The organism is Methylobacterium brachythecii (genome assembly GCF_014196345.1).
In the GTDB taxonomy this organism is placed as follows: Bacteria; Pseudomonadota; Alphaproteobacteria; order Rhizobiales; family Beijerinckiaceae; genus Methylobacterium; species Methylobacterium brachythecii.
Genome location: NZ_JACIDN010000015.1, coordinates 1 through 18,156, shown reverse-complemented (window position 1 = coordinate 18,156; position 18,156 = coordinate 1). Strand labels below are relative to the sequence as shown.

The following is an 18,156-nucleotide window of genomic DNA, read 5'->3' as shown; positions in this document are numbered from 1 at the left end:
CTCCGACCCGGGACGTTGCCGGATGCCAGAGCCTGCTGCGTGGATCGGGCCGACCCGGCCATCGTGCCGGCCTTGAAGGAAAAAGGGGCGTCCGGCCGCGGCCGTCGCCTGAACCTTGTCGGCCAGCGCGCCGCCGGAGCTAGCCGAAGCCCTTGCTCAGCACCGGAAAGCTGATCACGTCGCCCTGCTGGTCGGGGGAGGCGCCCTCGGGCGGCGCGTCGATCGCGGGGTGATCGTCCCTCGCCGTCGTGCCCGGAGGGTTCGGGGCACGGACCAGGCGACCCTGACCGTCGCGGGTGACGCCCGGCCGCTCGACCAGGCCGGTGATCGCCGCACGGATGCGCTCGGAGAGCGCCCGGTTCGTCCCGGGTGACTTGAGCCCGTAGCCGAGCCGGAGCGCCGCCGAAATCAGAACGGCGTCGTCATCACCGGGTTCGCCGAGATCGAGCACCTCCAGCAGGGCGGCGGTGATCTCGGCCTCGGGCAACGCCGCGAGCGTGCGGATGCGTGCAGGGCACCCCGTCCGATCCCGCGGCAGGATCGGCAGATCGGCCTTGTGGTAGACATCGCCGCCGAGCGCGAGCACGCCGCCATCCGCGACCAGACCCGCCACGGCCGCCTTGAGCTTGGTGCGGCTGTTCTCGTGGATCGCGGACAGGCCGAGGCCGAGGCGCAAAGCTTCGATGGCGTTGTCGCAGGTGACCGGACCTTCCTGCGTGATCACGCCGTCCATCAACGCCGCATACTGGGCGGGCTTTGCACGATGCAGGGCCCAATCTTGGTCCTCTGGCGCGGACACCGTCGCCATGCGGTAGGGACGAAACCTCGGTGTCGCGAGGGGTTTGCCGGTGCCTACGTTCGACCGACCCGTCTCGGATAGGGTCTCCGACGTCGGTTCCCCTGCGCCGTCCCGGTCACCGGACGCGGGCACCGGATCGGTGGGCGCGGCACCGGATTGCGGTGTCGGCCCGTCCTGCCCTCCCCCGTGCGCGATCGAGTCCAGTGACAGGCCTCCCGGCAGCGTGATCGCCGAGACGGTGATCCTGTGGCTCTGCAGCTTCCTCCACGCCGTCAGCGATCCCTCGCCGACGTAGATCTCCAACGTGGCATCGGTGCCGGCATGGCGGCGGAAGCCGGCGTTGCTCAAAAGGTCCCGCACCGTCGCGTCAGGTTCGCCGGTGCTGATCACCTGAAGCGGCTGGATGCGGACCTCGCGCTCGGGAAGCGGGATGCCCGCGAGGATCGCAAGCCCCCTCTCGCGCATCAGTGCGAGATAGTCGGCGTCCTCCATGGTCACGACCATGTCGGCGGCGATCCCCGCAAGCGTCGCGGGACATGAATGGGCCTTCTCGATGCCGTCCCGCGCCTTGAAGATTTGCGCGAAGCCGTTGAGGAGCGCCTTCTTTGCAAGGTCGCGCTCCTTGGCGAGGGCTTTCGCCTGAGCCTCGAAGTCGCCGGGGGGGATCGGCCTCGGGGTCGGGTCTGACATGGCACATCCTTGCAACATATGGAAACGAAGCGAATCGAAACGTATTCGCATTTCAACGTTCCATGAAACCGACAAGCCTGCAAGTTTGACCTTGCAATGCCGTGCAACCCTGCGCCTGGCGATGGTGCCGGTGGCTTTCTCGTGCGCGGTCGGTGCGGCTATGATGGCCGAGAGCGCGCTCCTCTGCGGCGGGGGCGCCAGGGGCGGGATCAAGCACGGGGCGGCAACGGCGTGGTACGGAAGACGACGGCAGCGGAGGCGGGGACGGCGGCGGCGGGTCGCCCCGACGATCGGCTTCGAACGACGCTCATCGTCGACAAAGGCCTGATCACGGCGCTGAAGGTGATCGCCGTCGAACGCCACTGCGCCGTCAACGACCTCATCGTCGAGGCCATCGAGGCTGCGCTTGCGGCCTACGGCGACACGCCGGACCGGCCTGTTCGGCCAGTCGGTTCCGGATCGGTCGAGACGATGCTGACCGGGTTGCGCAGGGATATCGAGGATCTCGTGGCCCGGGTCGGCGCGCTCGAAGGACGGGCGGCCCAGACCTCAGCGAAAGGGAAGCGCAATGCCGTCGCGCGCCTGCCTCCCGAATCTCGGGCGCCGCCGCGCCACAAGCCCGAGGATCGGCCTGGTCGAACGGCACGTCCAGCCGAGCCGGCCGAGCCGGAAGAGCAGGCGCGGCCGCGTCTCGACGTGGCGGGGGTTCGGCGCGAGGCGGCGGCCCTGATCGGCGCGCAGGGGACGCCGATGGCGCACCGCGCGCTCCTGTCGGCCCTGACGACACGATTTACATTGCCCGGAAAGGACATCTCGGAAAATTTGCGAACGATCCTGGTTCACCCCCGCGCGACGGGATTCGTGCTGGTCAAAGGCCAGGGCTACGCCCTCGACCGGCAGGACGAACGCTGAAAGCCAAGCGCGGACACCCCATGGACGGCGCTCGGAGCCCGCTCAAGGGATCGGCATGCGTCCCGCGAACTCCTCCGAGATGGTCAATCGGCCCCTGTTGACGGCATCGGAATGCGGCGTGCGGCCTCGCCGTTCCTCATCGCGATGGTCCGCCCCACCGACGCGGGCCCGCTCTGGCGAAGGGGGCGGCATCCGTCGAAACGACGCGAATGCCGAATGTGGCGCCCTCCCCTGGCGTCTGCCCTCACGCCGATCGGATCGTCGCCGGAGCGGGTCGCACGGACGGCTCGGCCGCTCGCGTGTGGTGCGCCCGCGCGGCGAGGAACCCGGTGAGGTTCGCTTCGCTGCGGGCATGCGCTCCGGCATCGAGCAGGCCGCGCAATCTCTCGTAGGCGAGGAAGATCCGAAATGTCGCGAGCACATCGGCCGTGCAATAGGCGGCGACGTCGTCGAACCGCCCGGCCGCAACCAGGTCGGCGACGCATCCGCCATTCATGCCGGCGGGCTTGCCCGGCAGCCCGAGCGCCCGGCACATCGTGTCCAGCTTGACCTTGGAGCGGGTCTCGTAATTGCCAACGTGGTCGCACAGGTCGAGGGCGGACTCGTCGTAGCGGCGGTGATACGGCCGGATGCTGAGGCCGGGGGCCGAGAGCCCGTTCACGAGGCCTCTGTAGCGCAGCACCGGCAGGTCGAAACTGTGCCCGGCAAAGCTCACGAGTTGCGGATGCAGCCGTTCGAGACGGGCGGAGAACCCGGCGATCAGCGCGGCCTCGTCGTGGTCGCCGCCATGGGGCGCATCGAGCGCCCGCACCTGCCAAGCTCCGTCGTCGTACTCGGCCACCAGCGTGCCGATGACCACGATCTGATGGTAGATCAAGGCCGGAAAGCCCTTGCCGAGCTTGGCCCGCGCCGCCGCCTGGTCCGACGGATCGAGGTCGTGCACACGCGCCACGGCGGCGAGATCGGGGGTCGTTTCCAAGTCGAACACAACGATGCGACGGGTCATGGCCAAATCCAAATCCTGAAAAAGAGAGCGGAAGCGCCGGCCGCGCGGACCCGGCCCGAGAGGCTGCGATCCGTCAGCGGCTCGGCCTCGATGAGCGCGGTCTCGACGGCCTTCGGCCTGACCGCGCTCATCGCGCCGCCGTCCCAAGGCGGTAGAGGTGGTTCAGGGTGCGGGCCCAGCCCGCGCCGGCATCGAGCAGCAGCAGCCGCGAGGTTGCGACGTGCCGCGTTCCCGGCAGTGCCGGATGGTTCCTGATCTCTCCGACGAGCACCGGCATCGCCGCGGGGATCTTGGCGCAGTGCCAGTCGCGCAGGAGCGGTGCGACGGCGAGCGCCCTCGGGTCGGGCGGATCGCCGCCGCTGAGATGCTCGTAGGCCTTGAGCGCGCTCGCGAGGCGCGCCGCCTCGTCGGCGGTGAGGATGAATTCGAGACGAGAGGTCGTCATGGCTGGGATTGTCTCGCAGAGGGCATCGGCCTGGCGCCGATGCGGAATGAGGGATCGGGTGAGGCCGGCCCGGCCCCCATTCGGGACGGGCCGGCGCGCCGGGGCGTCAGGTTGGCGATTCCGTGGGCTGTGCTGCGGCGACGCTCGACGGAGCGAGACGGCCGTTTCCGGATCGGACACGGATCCTCGGCCGGTGGCCGCCGACGATCTCGCCGAGGTCCTCGCCGGTCAGGACGCGGCGCGCGAGAAGCGCGTCGACGAGTGCGAGGATCGCTTCTCGATCCGCGCGCACCATCGCCACGGCGACGCCTTGCAGCCGACGCAGGTCGGCCTCGACGCGCTCGGCCAGGCCCGCATCCTCGCGCAGCAGCGCGGTCGCATGCTCCGCATCCACCATGGCGCTCAGGGTGTCGCCGAGGCCGAGGCTCGCGTGAAGCGCCGCAACCTGTCGTGTCGCCTCGCGCAGATCACCCGCCGCGCCCGCCGTGGCGCCGTCCCCGAGGACCGCATCGGCGGCGCGCCCGGCGAGCAACGCGATGACACGCCGTTCCAAATGCGCCCGATCCGGCAGCGCGTGGCCCGTCCGGATCATCGTGCGGCCGCCGTAATCGAGGCCGGAGAGGATCGAGACCTCGTCGACGCGAAGGCCGAGGCGCAGGCCGATCACGGCATGCCCCGCCTCGTGCCGGGCGACGGCGCGCAGGTCGGACTCGGAGCGGGTCTCTGGCGGCGCGATCTCGGCAAGAACATCGTCGAGACGAAGCGCGCGCCCGGCGGCGCGTGCCCGTGCCCGGGCGCCGCGCACGCTTCCGGCGAGGTCCGCGGCGGTCCGGCCGCTCGACAAGCGGGCTGCGCTCACCAGATCGGCGCCCCGGAGATCCTCGCCGAGATGGTGGCGCAGGACGCCGACCCGACCCGCCTCGTCGGGCGGTCCGATCAGCATCTGGCGATCGAACCGGCCCGGACGAAGCAGGGCCGGGTCAAGGCGGTCGACGAAGTTCGTGGCCGCGATCAGGACGACACCGGCCTGACGCAGCTTTTCCGTGCATGTGAGAACATGCACAATCACAGATTGCCAATAGCTGGCGTTGCGGTCGTCGAGCCGGGTCCGGCTCGGCAGGGCGTCCAATTCGTCGATGTAGCCGATGGCCGTACCATCGCGCTTGGCCGCCAGTTCGAGCCGCTCCGTGAAGGCCGTGATCAGCTTCAGGACCGAATCGAGGTATCCGGTGCCCTCGACGAACCAGGCCGCGACGCTGGTCTCGACGCAGGTGACGCCCGCCGCGGCGGCGGTGGCGCGCGCCAGGGTGGTCTTTCCGGTGCCGGGGGGACCGAACCAGACGATCGACTCGAGGGCGTCGGCTGCAAGCGTGCCGGCCCTGACCCGGGCGATGTCGGCGACGGCGCGCCGCGACCAGGCGAGGGCCTCGCCGTAGCCGGTCAGCTGGTCGAGCGGCGGCGCGCCGGTTGATGCGGGCACGCCGATGCGGGCGCGGCTCGCTCGGCGGATGCGCGCAAGGCAGGCCGACGGTGTCGCTCCCGCGCGCAGGGCCGCGGCGACGTCGAGCAGGTCGAGGCCGGCGAGGTCCTGCGCCTCCAGCCTCTCGCGCAGGCGCCGGCCACACCACAGCCCGACCGCGCGGTTGACGAGACGGGCATCGAGCGCAGAAACGCTGAGCGTGTGATCGGCCGCGCAGACCAGGACCGGCGCGAGGAAACCGACGTCGGGCGTGATCGCCACGAGCGCTCCGGCGTCGGCGATCCGGTCGGCCGCCTCGGCGTCGCGTTCGACCTCGATGCTGCCGCGCGGACGCGTGGCTCTCGTGACGATGCGGGCATGGCCTCCGGTCGCGGTCCTGACCGCCGCCTCGATCGGCGCGACCCAGCCTGCGCTCTGGACGATCACGATGACGACAAGGGCGTGTCCCGCGCGCAGACGCCGGCCCAACCGCGCGGGCAGCGCCGCCTCGAGGGCGAGTTCGGCGAGCAGCCGTGGCGGGTCGACGAGGCCGTCGGCCTGGCGGATGCCGCGCCAACCACCCCGCCGGCCCGAGCCCTCATCGCGGGGCTCTTGGGATGCCGGCTTGAGACCGCCCTCCTGGAGATCGAGGGGCGCCGGCAGGCTGAGGTCGAACAGGTCGAGGCCGAAGGTGTCGTCGAGGGTCTGGGGCGTGTCCTCGGGCGGCGCGGGCTGCCGGGAGGGCGATGCCGGGCTCGGCGATGCGGGCTGTCGCGGCCGCCCGCCGGCTCCGGCCTCCTCAGGGAGCGAGGGCCCGAACGTCTCGGGTGTGCCGCGCTCGGGAACGCGGGCCTCGGACGCGTTCCCCTGGCGCCGGTTCGCCCTGGGCTTGTTCGACCCGGGCTTGTTCGGCTCGGACTTCTCTGCCGTGGGCGTATGGGGCCTCGGCTCGGTCTTGGGTGTGCGGCTAGGGGGTGTGCGGGTCTCGGGCTTGCTCATGCCTGATCCTCCGGGCGTTGGCGCGCCACCTCGATCACCAGGGTCGGATCGAACCGGCCGGCGCATTCGTGCCGGTAGCCGTGTGGATTCGAGACGAGGCGGGTTGCCCCGATCATCTGGTCGACGGCGTGGTGGGTGTGCCCGTGGATCCAGAGATCCGGGCCGGCGCCGGCGATCAGATCGGTGAGATCCGAGGCGAAGCTGGCGCTGAGCGGGTCACGGCCGTAGCGCGGCGCGATGCACCTCGGGTGGGGCGCATGATGGGTCACCACCACGCGCGGACCGGCAAACGGCGTCGCCAGCGTCCGTGCCAGGAAGGCGCGCGAAGTGGCGTGCAGCTTCGCGGCGTCGAGGGGCAGGAACGGCCGCCAGGCCGGGTAGGGGGCGGCGGCGATGCAGCGATGGTCGTTCATGCGCCGCAGCGCCGCGGCCATCGCGACCGGGCGATGCGCGTGGCCGTAGAGGTCGAAATCGGTCCACAGCGTCGCGCCGAAAAACCGCACGCCGGCGATGACGGCGACTTCGTTCTCGAGGAGCGTGATCTTGAGCCGCTCCGCCGCGGCGCGGGCGCGGGCGAGTTCGTCGGCATGGACGCTGCCGTAGAATTCGTGGTTGCCGAGGACGGCAACGATCGGCAGCGGTGCGGGAACGCAGCGGCGCAGGTGAGTGAAGGCCGCGACCGCCCCGGCGCAGGTATCGCCGGCCACGACGACGAGGTCGGCCCCGGGTGCGAGCGCGAACGGGTCGGGATCGGCGACGTCGACATGCAGGTCGCTGACGACCTGGATGCGCAAGGGCGAAGGAGGGCTGGACGACTGGGGTGCGCGATGCATCAGCTGCCTCCCCCGGCCGCGTTCGCCGACATCCGGCCCGCGGCTCCCGCGAGCCCCACCCCGAGCAGCCCGAGGCGCCCTGCCCCGGCGCGGCGATCCGCAGCCGGGGGCCGCATCACGCCGGCGGCGTTCGTGGTTCGGGGCCGGCGCCGAACGACCGGATCGACCGGCACGCCGAGACCGCCGGAGTCCCCCGCCGCGGCGGCGCCGCGCGCGATCCGGTCGCAGGCCCTGTCGGGCAGGAGCATGACGCGGTGTCCGAGAGCGGAGGCGGCGCGCTTGAGCCTGAGAAGCGCGACCTTGGCAGCAGGGCGCCAGCTCGGACCCTCGGCCACGACGATCGTCAGGCCGCTGCCGTCGACGAGCCGAAGCCGGCGGCAGGCGACGCCGGACGCCGACAGGCCGAGCGCGCGGGCGAGGGCTTCGACCACCGGATCGGGAGAGACCCGGGCGACGATCGGGATCGCGCGAAGGCACGCGTCGAGCCGGACGGGCAGCGGGTCCGCGGGCCGGGTGCCGACACCGCACGGGGCTAAGACGTTCGGTGGTGAGGTCAGAGGAATGCGCATGAGCATGGAATGAGCTCCGGCGAGCGCGGCGGAGGACGCCGCGTCGCGTTTGGAAGAAAAGGGAGGCTGAGTGGGAGGATTGCGGTCAGGCGCGGGATCGGGCCGATGGCCGCCCGATCCGGGCCCTCAGGAGACCCGGCGCCATTCCCGACCGTCGGAATTGTTGCCGAACAGCAGCCGGGCGGCGTTCACCAGCGACGGGACCCGCAGCGGGCGCAGCAATTCGAGCACCTGCCCGCGCCGGCCGTGAGGGCGGAGGATGCCCTGGGCGCGAAGCACCTGGCGCTTGCGCGTCAGGCAGGCCTGGTTGGAGGGCACCACGAGCGCGCGGGCCGTGGCCCCCGGCTGGAGCACGGTCCAGCCCTGCCAGCAGATCGCCGAGGCCCGGACCTCGCCGGCGGAGAGCCGCCAGCGTTGGGCGTCCGGCCGGCTGGTGAGGTCGGCGGGTACGCTGAGGCTGTAGCCGGAGCGAAACGCGCGTTCCGGGGCCTCGTCCGTCTCTCCCGCCTCGCCTGCCTCCGAGTCCTGCGCCGACTGTTCCAGCACGGGCACGCCCGCGTCGATCAACATGAGACGCAGTTCCTCGACCCAGTGATCGACGACGAGCTGGGTCGGGGCCGACAGCGTGGGGAAGCTGTAGCTGCCGATGACCTGGTAGGCCCCGGCGAGCGGGGTCAACCGGGCAAGTTCGGATTCGAGCGCGAAGGCGAGCTCGGCGGTCAGAACGTCGGCGGTGCGTCCGGCCACCACGAACAGGGTGCGGGCGGCCGGAACGGGCGGGTTGGCGAGGTGCCGGCGCATGCGGTGGCTCAGGTGCCGGGTGGTGGCCCCGAAGCGCACTCCGCGCCGGATCAGGCCGATCTCGCTGACGAGGCCGTGATTGGCGAGCCCGTAGACAAGCGATTCATCGCCGGTGAAGGCGTTGAGCACGGCCCCGGTATGCTCGACCGGGGTGACGACGAGAAGGAGCGTCGAGGTGCGCGCCTTGATGATGCGCACGCTCGGCGGCAGGCCCTCGACGTGAAGGCAGGAGAGCTCTCGGGCCGGCACGATGCCGGCGATGGCCTTGCGGATGAGATCCATGATGATGTGCGTCCCGTGGGACGGGATCGAACGAGCGCATGCGCGGTCGCGCGCCGACCGTGAGGCCGGGCCTGATCGATCCCGTGGAGGTGAGGAAGAGGGCGAATGCCGGCGGCGGCGCGGCTAGACGCGGCCGTGGTCTTCCTCGACGGGACGGGCGCACGTCGTCGGACATGCGCGGATGGGCTGGAAGTGGGTGGGGGAGGCTTCCGCGCGTCGGCGCGGGCCGCTAAGCTGGTGCCTAGCCATGGTCGATCATCTCCAGATGATGAGCGGCTTTGGTCAGGCCGGCCACGGTGCTGGTAACACCGGGGCTGGCCGCCCTGAACGCAGCCAATTGCGCAGCTGAGGCTGCAGGTCGAAGGCTGCCACGCTTCATCGCAAAAGGAAAGCGAGACTGCGTGACAGGGTTAACGGCCGCCCTGTGCTTGGCCCTGCCGACAGGTTTGGCCGTCATCGCACCCGTCGCCTGCCAAGCGGACCGAGAGCCCGCCCCACCGTCGTGGTCATTCTCCGTGGGCGTAGAGTAAGACTTGCGATATAAACGCAATGATTACGCATTTTTAATACAGATATATTTGAGATTTGCACTAGATCCAGTGCACATGTTTTAGTTTAGACAGATAATATACTCGATTGTCGGCGCGCAGCGGAGTGAGCTTGGCCGCAAAACGACAATGGCGGCTTTCCTCCGTCGTGGCGACGGCCTGATCGCTCGTCTTGGCCAAGCAGCTCGCCCCCTCCCCTGTGCGATTGAAGCGGCGGACCGTCGCGATGGGTTTAATCGTGCTGCCGCCGATGCGGTCGAAGCCGGCCCGGGGGTGACCGGCATCGGAGCGGGATGACGATGACGTCATGCATCGTGATGCGGCCCTTGACGCGCCGAAGAGCCGGTTCGGCGCACTTGTTTTCTGCGGGTGCACCCATCCCGGACGCGAACCGATCCTCATCGATCGGCTCTTTCAAATCTGGGGCCTGGGTCTCAGGAGGAGCTCGCCGAGCGTTCGGTGGATGCGGATCAAACTTCATCATGCAGCGACGGCTGCGGGTTCTGGCGTGCGGTGCTGCGGCACGCACGGCATCGCGCGGTCGTAAATGCCGGCGGTTCCCATCGGATCGGGGAAGTGTCGCAGCCCGCCTCCCTCAGGGCGATGACCGTCCTCCCCGGAACGGAGGCGGCGCGCCATCCGTTCTCCCACCAACAGCACATGCTATTCCCGGGGGAACCACCATGCTGAAACCACTCACCGCGGCGCTTGCCGCGGCGCTCATCGCCACGGCCGCTCTCGCGCAGGATCCGTCGGTGCCGCAGAGGGGCCAGGACAGCGATCCGAAGCTGCCGCCGCCGAGCCAGCAGGTGCCGGAAAAGATCCGTCCCGAGACCGATGGTTCGGGCGGCGGCGCCACGCTCAGCGACAAGCTGGAGAGGTCGGACGGCGTCATCAAGCCGCCGGGCGGCGTCGATCCCGAGATCCGGACGATCCCGCCGGGCGAATCCGGCTCCTCGATGCCGGTGATCAAGCCGCCCGCCGACGCGAAATAACCGCGAGCCGGGCGTGTGAATGCCCTGTGGGCAGGCTCCGCCTTGCTTGACCTGCCCCTTCTGATCGCCGAAGACGCGCCCTATCCTCGCCCCGGCTACGACGCCGGGGTTTTCGCGCGTGGCGTGATGGTCGAGTCCATCGATCCGGACACGCGGTCACGGGAAGCAGATCGAGACCGGCATGGCGAACGTCGTCGTCGTAGGCGCCCAATGGGGTGACGAGGGCAAGGGCAAGATTGTCGACTGGCTCTCCGAGCAGGCCGACATCGTGGTGCGCTTCCAGGGCGGCCACAATGCCGGCCACACGCTGGTGGTCGGCGCCAACGTCTACAAGCTGTCGCTGCTGCCCTCGGGCGTCGTCCGCCCGAACACGCTCGGCGTGATCGGCAACGGCGTCGTGCTCGACCCCTATGCGCTCGTCTCCGAGATCGAGCGCATCACCGGTCAAGGCGTCGAAGTCTCGCGAAAGAACCTGCGCGTCGCCGACAACGCCACGCTGATCCTGTCCCTTCACCGCGAGCTCGACGCGCTGCGCGAGGACGGTGCGCCCGGCACCAAGATCGGCACGACCAAGCGCGGCATCGGCCCGGCCTACGAGGACAAGGTCGGCCGCCGGGCCATCCGGGTGATGGACCTGTCCGAGCCCGACACCCTCGGCCCGAAGATCGAGCGGTTGCTTGCCCACCACAACGCCCTGCGCCGCGGCTTCGGCCTGCCCGAGATCGCCGACCAGACGATCCACGACGAATTGACCGGCATCGCCGACAAGGTGCTCCCCTACCAGGATACGGTTTGGAGGCTGCTCGACGAGGCGCGGCGGGCCGGCAAGCGCATCCTGTTCGAGGGTGCGCAGGGCGCGCTGCTCGACGTCGATCATGGCACCTATCCCTTCGTGACCTCGTCGAACACCGTGGCCGGCCAGGCCGCGACCGGCTCCGGCCTCGGCCCTGGCGCGGTCGGCTACGTGCTCGGCATCGCCAAGGCCTACACGACGCGCGTCGGCGAGGGCCCCTTCCCCACCGAGCTGCATGACGAGATCGGCCAGCGCATCGGCGAGCGGGGCCACGAATTCGGCACCGTGACCGGACGCAAGCGCCGCTGCGGTTGGTTCGATGCCTGCCTCGTGCGCCAGACCGTGCGCACCTCGGGCATCGACGGCATCGCCCTGACCAAGCTCGACGTGCTCGACGGGTTCTCGGAGATCCGCATCTGCACCGGCTACGAGCTCGACGGCGAGAGCCTCGACCATCTGCCGGCGAGCCAGGCCGCGCAGCAGCGCGCGGTGCCGGTCTACGAGACCTTCAAGGGCTGGGACGGCACCACGGGCGGCGCCCGCTCCTGGGCGGATCTGCCGGCGCAGGCGGTGAAGTACGTGCGGCGGATCGAGGAACTGATCGGGGCGCCCGTCGCCCTGCTCTCCACCTCGCCGGAGCGCGACGACACCATCCTGATGCACAACCCCTTCGAGGATTAGGCTCGAGGCGGCGGGAACGGGCGGATCAGGGCACGATGGCCGACTATTATCCGTTGCTGGCGCGGGCGCTCGACGCCTTGCCGGATCGCACTCCGGCTCTGCGCAAGGCCGTGTATGATCGCGCCCGCAGCGCTTTGATCGGTCAGCTCCGCACTCTGGATCCGCCACTACCGGACGAGGCGATCGAAATCGAGCGCAAGGCGCTGGACGCCGCGATCACCCGGCTCGAATCCGTATACGGCGAGCCAGCTGCCCCGGAGCCGGCCGCCGCACCACCCGCTCCCCCGAAGCCGGCGGCGCCCCCGCCTTCTTCGGAGCCCGAGGCCGCACCCGAGCCGAAAGTCCAGCCTGCTCCGCCCCGGCCGGCGCCCGAGGCGTCGCCCGAGGTCGCGCCCTTCATCCCGGTCGCTTCCCCCGCACCGGCGCCTCCCGAACCCGAGGCACCGGCCGAGCAGCCGCTGCCCGAGCCCGGGCCGCCGCCCGCCTTCACGCCCTTCGTGCCACCGCCGCGCCGTCCGAAATCGAACGAGGAGGCCGCGGCGGCAGTGTCGGTGCCCACGCAGGACACCGCTCCGGAATCCGGTCCGATCCAGGATCTTGCGCCGCCGGACGTCGTCAACGGCCGTCAGCGGCCCCGGCTCGACGTGAAGACACCACGTGCCGGACGTTCGCGCCAGCTGCGCAACCTCGTCGTCGGCGGCGTGCTCGCCGTGGTGATCGGATTGATCGCCGTGGCCGCGATCATGCTCGCCGACAAGCGCTCCGATCTCCCACAAGGCGCCGGCGACACCGAGGCCGCCGCTCCGGCCCAGTCCGACGCCAAGCTGTCCGACAGGATCGGGAGCGAGAAGCCCGAGAGCGAGCCGTCGAGCGCCCCCGCCGAGTCCAATCCGCGTCCCGACGTCTCCGTCGCCCAGCGCGCCGTGCTTTACGAGGAGAACACCTCCGATCCGAAGGCGCCTCCCTCTGCCATTCAGGGGCGCGTCCTCTGGCGACTGGAGGCCGTCAACGGCGAACAGGGCCAACCGCTCCAGAGCGCGGTCCGGGCCAATATCGAGTATCCGGAGGCTGGCCTCACGCTGGCCGTGACGATCCGGCGCAACCTCGACGCGACGCTGCCGGCCTCCCACACCATCGAACTCGCCTTCACCAATTACGGTCCGGGCGAGAAGCGCGCCGTGCAGGAGATCGGGCTTATTCAACTCAAGGACGACGAGGGCGGCCGCGGTTCGCCAGTCTCCGGCCTGCCGGTGCGCGTCCGCGACAACCTGTTCCTGATCGGGCTCTCGAATCTACCCGCTGATATCGAGCGCAATACCGAGATGCTGACGCGCCGCAACTGGATCGACCTTGCCGTGAAGTACAAGGATGGCCCGCGCGCCATCCTCTCCTTCGAAAAGGGCTCTGCGGGCGCTCGCGTCCTGCAGGATGCCTTCGATCAATGGCGGTAGGGGTTAAGCATCCCCCGACGTGACGGTCTCGACATAAAAATGCCGGAGGGGTCTTCCCCTCCGGCAATCGAGATGCGCCCGATCAGATTCGCGCTTCGACCTGTGGCGCCTCGCGGGCCGCGATGTTGCGCTTGACCGCATCCTGAACCTTCTCGAAGGCACGGACCTCGATCTGGCGCACGCGCTCCCGTGACACGCCGAACTCGCCCGAGAGGTCCTCCAGCGTGATTGGATCATCCGCGAGGCGGCGCGCCTCGAAGATGCGTCGCTCACGCGGGTTCAGCACCGAGAGCGCGTCGCGCAGCGCCGAAAGGCGGTTCGAGCCCTCCTGCTCGGCGGCGAGCACGGTCTCCTGGCTCGGCGCGTTGTCGACGAGCCAATCCTGCCACTCGCCCTCCCCCTCCTCACGAAGCGGAGCGTTGAGCGAGGTGTCACCGGACAGGCGACGGTTCATGTCGATCACGTCCTGCTCGGGCACGCCGAGGTTCTTGGCGATCGTCGTCACGTGCTCGGGACGCAGGTCGCCCTCGTCGAGCGCCGAGATGCGGCCCTTCGCCTTGCGCAGGTTGAAGAACAGCTTCTTTTGGTTCGCGGTCGTGCCCATTTTCACGAGCGACCACGAACGCAGGATGTATTCCTGGATCGCCGCCTTGATCCACCACATGGCGTAAGTGGCGAGCCGGAAGCCCTTCTCCGGTTCAAAGCGCTTGACGGCCTGCATCAGGCCGACATTGCCCTCGGACACGACTTCGCTGATCGGCAGGCCATAACCGCGATAGCCCATCGCGATCTTCGCGACGAGACGCAGATGGGACGTCACAAGCCGGTGAGCCGCCTCGCGGTCGCCGTCCTCACGCCAGTTCTTGGCCAATTTATATTCGACCGCGGGTTCCAGCATCGGGAACTTGCGGATCTCGTCGAGGTAGCGCGAAAGGCCACCTTCGTTGGCGAGCACGGGCAATGCGCCTGCCATGGACACCTCCTATATCGGCCCCCCTGTCGGGCAGGCCCCTTGCGAGCGGCCTCTCTCTTGAGCCGGCCGGTGCGCTCCCCATCTCTACAGGAGAGCACGATCACCCGGTAGCGGCGCTCGCCACGTGAATGACTGCAACGCGCCGACCGGGCTTCGGGTTTGCAGTCTGCATGCCGAGGCCATGCGATGCGGTGCCGAAACGCACCACGTCGTTAAACGATTGCTTGACCGATGCGCCCGCGCAACGCGGCCCTCAGCGTGAGTTCTGCGACAGCGCGTCCAGGAGCGCAGCCATGTCCGGCGGCAGCGGGCTCTCGAAATGCAGGCGCTCGCCGGTGCCCGGATGGCGGAAGCCGAGCAATGTCGCGTGCAGCGCCTGACGCCCCAGAGCGGTCAGCGCCCCCTGCGCCTCCTGCCCGAGCTTGACTGCCTTGGTCTTCATCGCGCTGCCATAGGTGTCGTCCCCGAGCAGCGGATGGCCGCGATGGCTCAGATGCACCCGGATCTGGTGCGTCCGCCCGGTCTCCAGCACGCAGCGCACGAGGGCGACGAGACCATCGGGCCCAGGCAACGCCTCGACCCGATAATGCGTCACCGCGTGACGCCCCTCCCCCTCCCGCACCACTGCGATTTTCTCGCGATTTTTTTGGCTGCGAGCCAGGTTGGTGGTGATGGTGCTGGAGCGCGGCTCGGGCACACCCCAGACGAGCGCCAAATAGGCCCGCTCGAGATCGCCGCTGCGGCCATGATCGGCGAATTGCGCCGAGAGGCGCTGGTGTGCCCGGTCGGTCTTCGCCACCACCAGCAACCCGCTGGTGTCCTTGTCGAGACGGTGCACGATGCCGGGCCGCCGGACCCCGCCGATCCCCGACAGGCTTGCTCCGCAATGTGCCACCAGCGCGTTCACCAGAGTGCCGGTCTCGTGCCCTGCTCCCGGATGCACCACCAGCCCGGCAGGCTTGTCGATCACGACGAGCTGGTCGTCCTCGTAGGGAATGACGAGATCCATCGCCTCTGGCTGAGGTTCGGCCGGTATCGGCTCCGGCACCGCGACCTCGATCCGCATCCCTGGCCCGACCTTTCGCGATGGGTCGAGCGCCACAGCGCCATCGCAGAGCACCCTGCCCTCTCGTATCAATGCCTGAAGCCGTGACCGCGAAAGCTCCGTGAGCGAGGCCGCCAGCACGCGATCGAGCCGGTCCACAGCCGCATCCGGTGCGATCGTCACACAGGGACGCGCGAGCGCATCCTCGTTGTCATGTTCGTTCGGTATGACGGCAGCCCCGCTCAAGCTCGACCGAGGCCCTTGCCGACCTCGCCCGGCGTGGGTATAGGAACCCCCGCCTGCCCGGAAGCTCCCATCGTCTAGCGGTCTAGGACGTCGCCCTCTCACGGCGAAAACAGGGGTTCGATTCCCCTTGGGAGCGCCAGCAGGATCAAGGCCTTAGCCCGACAAGCTAACCCACCCTATAAATTCGTTGTCGAATTCGTTGCCAAGGGGTGGTGGCTGTGAGCGCCGTGGAAGGCAACGAGTCGCTGCTCTGCTCCAATGGCGATCAATGCGCACCGCGAACTTGGCTCGAGCTTGAGCGCTACGTTGCGGCCGCAGCCCAGGCGGCCGGCGAGGATCCCGACAAGGCTCTGCGCGATCTGGGCCGCAAGGGCCCTCTAACGCGGCTGCTGTGTCGCCAACTCGGTATTGAAGTCCCCTGGGCCAAACCAGGCCCGAAGCCGAAAATCGGGCGCGACGCGATACTCTCTCAGATGGAACGGTAAGCGCGACACGAATTAGGCCTGAAAGGGCAAGCGCTCTGGAAGTACGTTCATCGAGAGGTTGCCACTGACGGGTCTGTCTTCGGCATCAACCAAAGCGCCACGGCTAGCGCTGTCGAACGGCACAATCAGCGGCTGAAGAAATCCGCGAAAGCCCGACAAATCCCTTGAGAGAATTTTGTCGGGAGACTGTCTGATCCGTCGTCAGACAGAATGCAGGCCTCAGACACTCATGGGGCCTGTCCATGTCCAAGGTTAAAGCTTGCGATCCTGCTGCAACACCGGCTTTTTCGGCGGCTGCGTTCAGCGTCGAAATCGGCGCCGAATATCTCGGGATATCTCGTAGTTCCGTCTGGCGTCTCATCAAGGACGGCGCCCTGCCCTGCGCGCGATTGAAGGGCCGGACACTACTGCGCCGTTCCGATTGCGACACTCTCCTTGAGCGATCGACTGCCAGCTCGAACGGCATAAGCGCATGAGCTGCTTCGCATAGCCCTTACCGCCGCTTGTGCCGGTTATAGCCCGCGCCTCGCACGGTGATGATTTCGATCTGCATTGGGCGCCAATGCCGGCGACGGCCGCGGCCAACGCACAGTTTCTCGACCCCGACCCTGCATGCCTGGTGCAGCTCCGGCCGATGCTGAGCGTCGAGATCACTTCGCGCGACGCGGGGCGGGAGGCTAACGCTGTGCTTGCCGTCCGAGGCGAAGACGGTGCCCCGGACACGATGCTGTTGGTGCGCGTGCCACCGTGCCTACGGAAGAACAACCTCGACGACGCCATCGTCATGGCTCGAAATTACCTCGCCGCCCGCGGCGTACCCGCCTCACAGCTTCTGCCCCAGAGACCGCCGGTCTCCGTACCGCTAGGTCTAGCCGACGCTGTCGATTTCCTGACGCGCCTTGCTGATGGCGGCCGCATCACCCTCGGAGCTGTCACGCCGGACGTGAAAGGGCGCATAGGCGCAACCTTCGACATGCCGGCTGGGCAGAGCGCCGCGTGCCAATGGCTCGCGTCACGGGCCGATACGGCGAACCTTTATTTCGTCCTGAACGAGGCAGCCCCGGCGGTCGAGCAAAGGTGGGAGGACGGGGCATGCCAACTCTGGCTCGCTTGCTTCCACTAAGGCTGCGCTGATCGCATACGTGGAAAGCGTCAACGCCGATCCCATTCCAAATTGTTAGCGGAACCCATTGGCCAAATTGGGCTAACTGATCCAAACTCAGTGTCGCAGCGTAATAAGTCTAATTAGTATTTTTGGTAGTGAATTATACGCCCGCGACCTGACGTACCATTCGGCTTGTTCAGCTACAATTTCGCACAAGTTCTCATATTACGATAATCATTCCAGTGATTTCGCAACCCGGTAAATCTGCCGATGCATGCAGGATTGGCAGACTCTCCAAGATATTTAAGGATTATCTATGAAAAACTTTTCCAAGATCGCTGTCGGACTTGCCCTCGCAATTAGCGCTGCTGCTTCTCCGAGCCTTGCGCAGGACTTCAACAACCGTGGCTCAGGCTACGGCAGCGACGGAACTCTCAACGTGTGGGGAGCGAACCTCGACCCGGCTCGGCCGCAGCGCGGCCCGCTTGGTGCTGTGGGCAACGTCGTCGGGGGCGTGACTGGAGCCGTCGGAGGCGTTGTCGGAGGAACGGTCGGTGCGGCTGATGATATCGTCACCGGATCTATAGCTCCGCGTCGCGGCGGCCGCGATGCGCGGTACAGCGACCTGGAGCAGGAAGACGAGATGGTCAATCAGGACCAGCGTGGCCGGAGCCGCGGCGCTTACTGATTTTCCCATCTGCTTTAGATAGCAGACGGCAGGGCGAAAGCCCTGCCGTTTTGTTGTGAAGGTGCCGTCGTTTCAGCGCAGTTTCAATCTGACGAGCGATCCCGCACTTACTTTCCATCTATTATGTCGCAGGACCTTCGAGATCGTCTTGGTGTTGGCCTTCTAATCACGCCTGGAGATCTGCATGGACGCCAATCACCCGAGCCATTACGTCGGTCAGAACGTCAACACCGTCGATCAATTGAGCAGCGTGACATGATCGGCCCCCACACGGTGGTCCAAGTGCAAGGTTAGTGCAAAGTCGGCCTTTGCTCCACGGGTAGCTTGGTCGGCGGAGCTTGTCGGGTGAGC

Annotated in this window: 19 protein-coding genes and 1 tRNA gene; 9 read left to right on the top strand and 11 right to left on the bottom strand. The window is 68.3% G+C overall.

From position 1 onward, the window contains the following. Positions 1–139: 139 nt before the first annotated feature. Complete coding sequence (locus GGR33_RS25140) at positions 140–1,489, bottom strand: hypothetical protein (RefSeq protein ID WP_183513675.1); 1,350 nt, start codon at positions 1,487–1,489, stop codon at positions 140–142. Between the two features lie 231 nt (positions 1,490–1,720). Between GGR33_RS25140 and GGR33_RS25135 the strand changes: the two genes are divergently transcribed. Beyond that, entirely contained in the window at positions 1,721–2,401 is a 681-nt protein-coding gene (locus tag GGR33_RS25135) for a hypothetical protein (protein ID WP_183513671.1), read from the top strand. 244 nt (positions 2,402–2,645) lie between these two features. Here GGR33_RS25135 and GGR33_RS25130 read toward each other — a convergent pair whose 3' ends face one another. The 8 genes from GGR33_RS25130 to GGR33_RS25100 all read right to left on the bottom strand — a co-directional run bounded on the left by GGR33_RS25130 (position 2,646) and on the right by GGR33_RS25100 (position 9,745). Beyond that, entirely contained in the window at positions 2,646–3,407 is a 762-nt protein-coding gene (locus GGR33_RS25130) for a 3'-5' exonuclease (protein ID WP_183513663.1), read from the bottom strand. Further along, entirely contained in the window at positions 3,404–3,538 is a 135-nt protein-coding gene (locus GGR33_RS26370; protein WP_281381221.1) for a hypothetical protein, read from the bottom strand. Before GGR33_RS26370 ends, GGR33_RS25130 begins: the two co-directional genes overlap by 4 nt. Then, positions 3,535–3,852, bottom strand: a complete 318-nt coding sequence (locus GGR33_RS25125) for a DUF6634 family protein (RefSeq protein WP_183513660.1) — start codon at positions 3,850–3,852, stop codon at positions 3,535–3,537. Before GGR33_RS25125 ends, GGR33_RS26370 begins: the two co-directional genes overlap by 4 nt. Positions 3,853–3,958: 106 nt before the next feature. Further along, a complete protein-coding gene (locus GGR33_RS25120; protein ID WP_183513655.1) occupies positions 3,959–6,310 on the bottom strand; it encodes an AAA family ATPase in 2,352 nt (783 codons plus the stop codon). Beyond that, on the bottom strand, positions 6,307–7,143 hold the full coding sequence (locus GGR33_RS25115) for a metallophosphoesterase family protein (protein ID WP_246413463.1): 837 nt from the start codon (positions 7,141–7,143) through the stop codon (positions 6,307–6,309). The genes GGR33_RS25120 and GGR33_RS25115 overlap by 4 nt, the downstream gene beginning before the upstream one ends. Beyond that, a complete protein-coding gene (locus GGR33_RS25110; protein WP_210302215.1) occupies positions 7,143–7,712 on the bottom strand; it encodes a hypothetical protein in 570 nt (189 codons plus the stop codon). Before GGR33_RS25110 ends, GGR33_RS25115 begins: the two co-directional genes overlap by 1 nt. Before the next feature lie 126 nt (positions 7,713–7,838). Then, positions 7,839–8,795 carry a hypothetical protein gene (locus GGR33_RS25105; protein ID WP_183513640.1) on the bottom strand — a complete coding sequence of 319 codons (957 nt, stop codon included), beginning with the start codon at positions 8,793–8,795 and terminating at the stop codon, positions 7,839–7,841. A gap of 590 nt (positions 8,796–9,385) precedes the next feature. After that, positions 9,386–9,745 (bottom strand): hypothetical protein, encoded by a 360-nt coding sequence (locus GGR33_RS25100; protein ID WP_183513634.1) that lies wholly within the window; start codon positions 9,743–9,745, stop codon positions 9,386–9,388. Between the two features lie 281 nt (positions 9,746–10,026). On the opposite strand from GGR33_RS25100, the gene GGR33_RS25095 reads away from it, so the two are divergent. The 3 genes from GGR33_RS25095 to GGR33_RS25085 all read left to right on the top strand — a co-directional run bounded on the left by GGR33_RS25095 (position 10,027) and on the right by GGR33_RS25085 (position 13,263). Continuing rightward, positions 10,027–10,338, top strand: coding sequence for a hypothetical protein (locus GGR33_RS25095; RefSeq protein ID WP_183513630.1), 312 nt, complete (start codon positions 10,027–10,029; stop codon positions 10,336–10,338). Positions 10,339–10,519: 181 nt separating this feature from the next. Continuing rightward, positions 10,520–11,812, top strand: a complete 1,293-nt coding sequence (locus tag GGR33_RS25090; RefSeq protein ID WP_183513626.1) for an adenylosuccinate synthase — start codon at positions 10,520–10,522, stop codon at positions 11,810–11,812. A 35-nt stretch (positions 11,813–11,847) separates the two neighbouring features. Next, a complete protein-coding gene (locus GGR33_RS25085) occupies positions 11,848–13,263 on the top strand; it encodes a histidine kinase (protein WP_183513615.1) in 1,416 nt (471 codons plus the stop codon). A gap of 82 nt (positions 13,264–13,345) precedes the next feature. On the opposite strand, the gene rpoH is transcribed toward GGR33_RS25085, so the two are convergent. Together rpoH and GGR33_RS25075 are read right to left on the bottom strand one after the other, a co-directional pair. Then, positions 13,346–14,236 (bottom strand): RNA polymerase sigma factor RpoH, encoded by an 891-nt coding sequence (rpoH, locus tag GGR33_RS25080; protein WP_183513609.1) that lies wholly within the window; start codon positions 14,234–14,236, stop codon positions 13,346–13,348. 253 nt (positions 14,237–14,489) lie between these two features. Continuing rightward, positions 14,490–15,464 (bottom strand): RluA family pseudouridine synthase, encoded by a 975-nt coding sequence (locus GGR33_RS25075; protein ID WP_284212182.1) that lies wholly within the window; start codon positions 15,462–15,464, stop codon positions 14,490–14,492. 126 nt (positions 15,465–15,590) lie between these two features. Between GGR33_RS25075 and GGR33_RS25070 the strand changes: the two genes are divergently transcribed. The 5 genes from GGR33_RS25070 (at position 15,591) to GGR33_RS25050 (ending at position 17,805) form a co-directional block, all read left to right on the top strand. Continuing rightward, positions 15,591–15,666: transfer RNA gene (locus tag GGR33_RS25070), tRNA-Glu, on the top strand. 79 nt (positions 15,667–15,745) lie between these two features. Then, complete coding sequence (locus tag GGR33_RS25065; protein ID WP_183513599.1) at positions 15,746–16,012, top strand: hypothetical protein; 267 nt, start codon at positions 15,746–15,748, stop codon at positions 16,010–16,012. Positions 16,013–16,254: 242 nt separating this feature from the next. Continuing rightward, positions 16,255–16,488: a helix-turn-helix domain-containing protein gene (locus GGR33_RS25060; RefSeq protein ID WP_183513595.1), complete on the top strand. Its 234-nt coding sequence runs from the start codon at positions 16,255–16,257 to the stop codon at positions 16,486–16,488. Between the two features lie 86 nt (positions 16,489–16,574). Next, positions 16,575–17,135 carry a hypothetical protein gene (locus tag GGR33_RS25055; RefSeq protein ID WP_183513594.1) on the top strand — a complete coding sequence of 187 codons (561 nt, stop codon included), beginning with the start codon at positions 16,575–16,577 and terminating at the stop codon, positions 17,133–17,135. Between the two features lie 298 nt (positions 17,136–17,433). Further along, positions 17,434–17,805, top strand: a complete 372-nt coding sequence (locus GGR33_RS25050; RefSeq protein ID WP_183513592.1) for a hypothetical protein — start codon at positions 17,434–17,436, stop codon at positions 17,803–17,805. The last annotated feature ends 351 nt before the right edge of the window (positions 17,806–18,156 follow it).

What these genes read in the sequence shown, in the direction of transcription:
- GGR33_RS25140 (WP_183513675.1), bottom strand. Translation starts at nt 1,489, where the DNA reads ATGTCAGACCCGACCCCGAGGCCGATCCCCCCCGGCGACTTCGAGGCT.
- GGR33_RS25130 (WP_183513663.1), bottom strand. Translation starts at nt 3,407, where the DNA reads ATGACCCGTCGCATCGTTGTGTTCGACTTGGAAACGACCCCCGATCTC.
- GGR33_RS26370 (WP_281381221.1), bottom strand. Translation starts at nt 3,538, where the DNA reads ATGAGCGCGGTCAGGCCGAAGGCCGTCGAGACCGCGCTCATCGAGGCC.
- GGR33_RS25125 (WP_183513660.1), bottom strand. Translation starts at nt 3,852, where the DNA reads ATGACGACCTCTCGTCTCGAATTCATCCTCACCGCCGACGAGGCGGCG.
- GGR33_RS25120 (WP_183513655.1), bottom strand. Translation starts at nt 6,310, where the DNA reads ATGAGCAAGCCCGAGACCCGCACACCCCCTAGCCGCACACCCAAGACC.
- GGR33_RS25115 (WP_246413463.1), bottom strand. Translation starts at nt 7,143, where the DNA reads ATGCATCGCGCACCCCAGTCGTCCAGCCCTCCTTCGCCCTTGCGCATC.
- GGR33_RS25110 (WP_210302215.1), bottom strand. Translation starts at nt 7,712, where the DNA reads ATGCGCATTCCTCTGACCTCACCACCGAACGTCTTAGCCCCGTGCGGT.
- GGR33_RS25105 (WP_183513640.1), bottom strand. Translation starts at nt 8,795, where the DNA reads ATGGATCTCATCCGCAAGGCCATCGCCGGCATCGTGCCGGCCCGAGAG.
- GGR33_RS25100 (WP_183513634.1), bottom strand. Translation starts at nt 9,745, where the DNA reads ATGAGGATCGGTTCGCGTCCGGGATGGGTGCACCCGCAGAAAACAAGT.
- GGR33_RS25095 (WP_183513630.1), top strand. Translation starts at nt 10,027, where the DNA reads ATGCTGAAACCACTCACCGCGGCGCTTGCCGCGGCGCTCATCGCCACG.
- GGR33_RS25090 (WP_183513626.1), top strand. Translation starts at nt 10,520, where the DNA reads ATGGCGAACGTCGTCGTCGTAGGCGCCCAATGGGGTGACGAGGGCAAG.
- GGR33_RS25085 (WP_183513615.1), top strand. Translation starts at nt 11,848, where the DNA reads ATGGCCGACTATTATCCGTTGCTGGCGCGGGCGCTCGACGCCTTGCCG.
- rpoH (WP_183513609.1), bottom strand. Translation starts at nt 14,236, where the DNA reads ATGGCAGGCGCATTGCCCGTGCTCGCCAACGAAGGTGGCCTTTCGCGC.
- GGR33_RS25060 (WP_183513595.1), top strand. Translation starts at nt 16,255, where the DNA reads ATGTCCAAGGTTAAAGCTTGCGATCCTGCTGCAACACCGGCTTTTTCG.
- GGR33_RS25055 (WP_183513594.1), top strand. Translation starts at nt 16,575, where the DNA reads ATGCCGGCGACGGCCGCGGCCAACGCACAGTTTCTCGACCCCGACCCT.
- GGR33_RS25050 (WP_183513592.1), top strand. Translation starts at nt 17,434, where the DNA reads ATGAAAAACTTTTCCAAGATCGCTGTCGGACTTGCCCTCGCAATTAGC.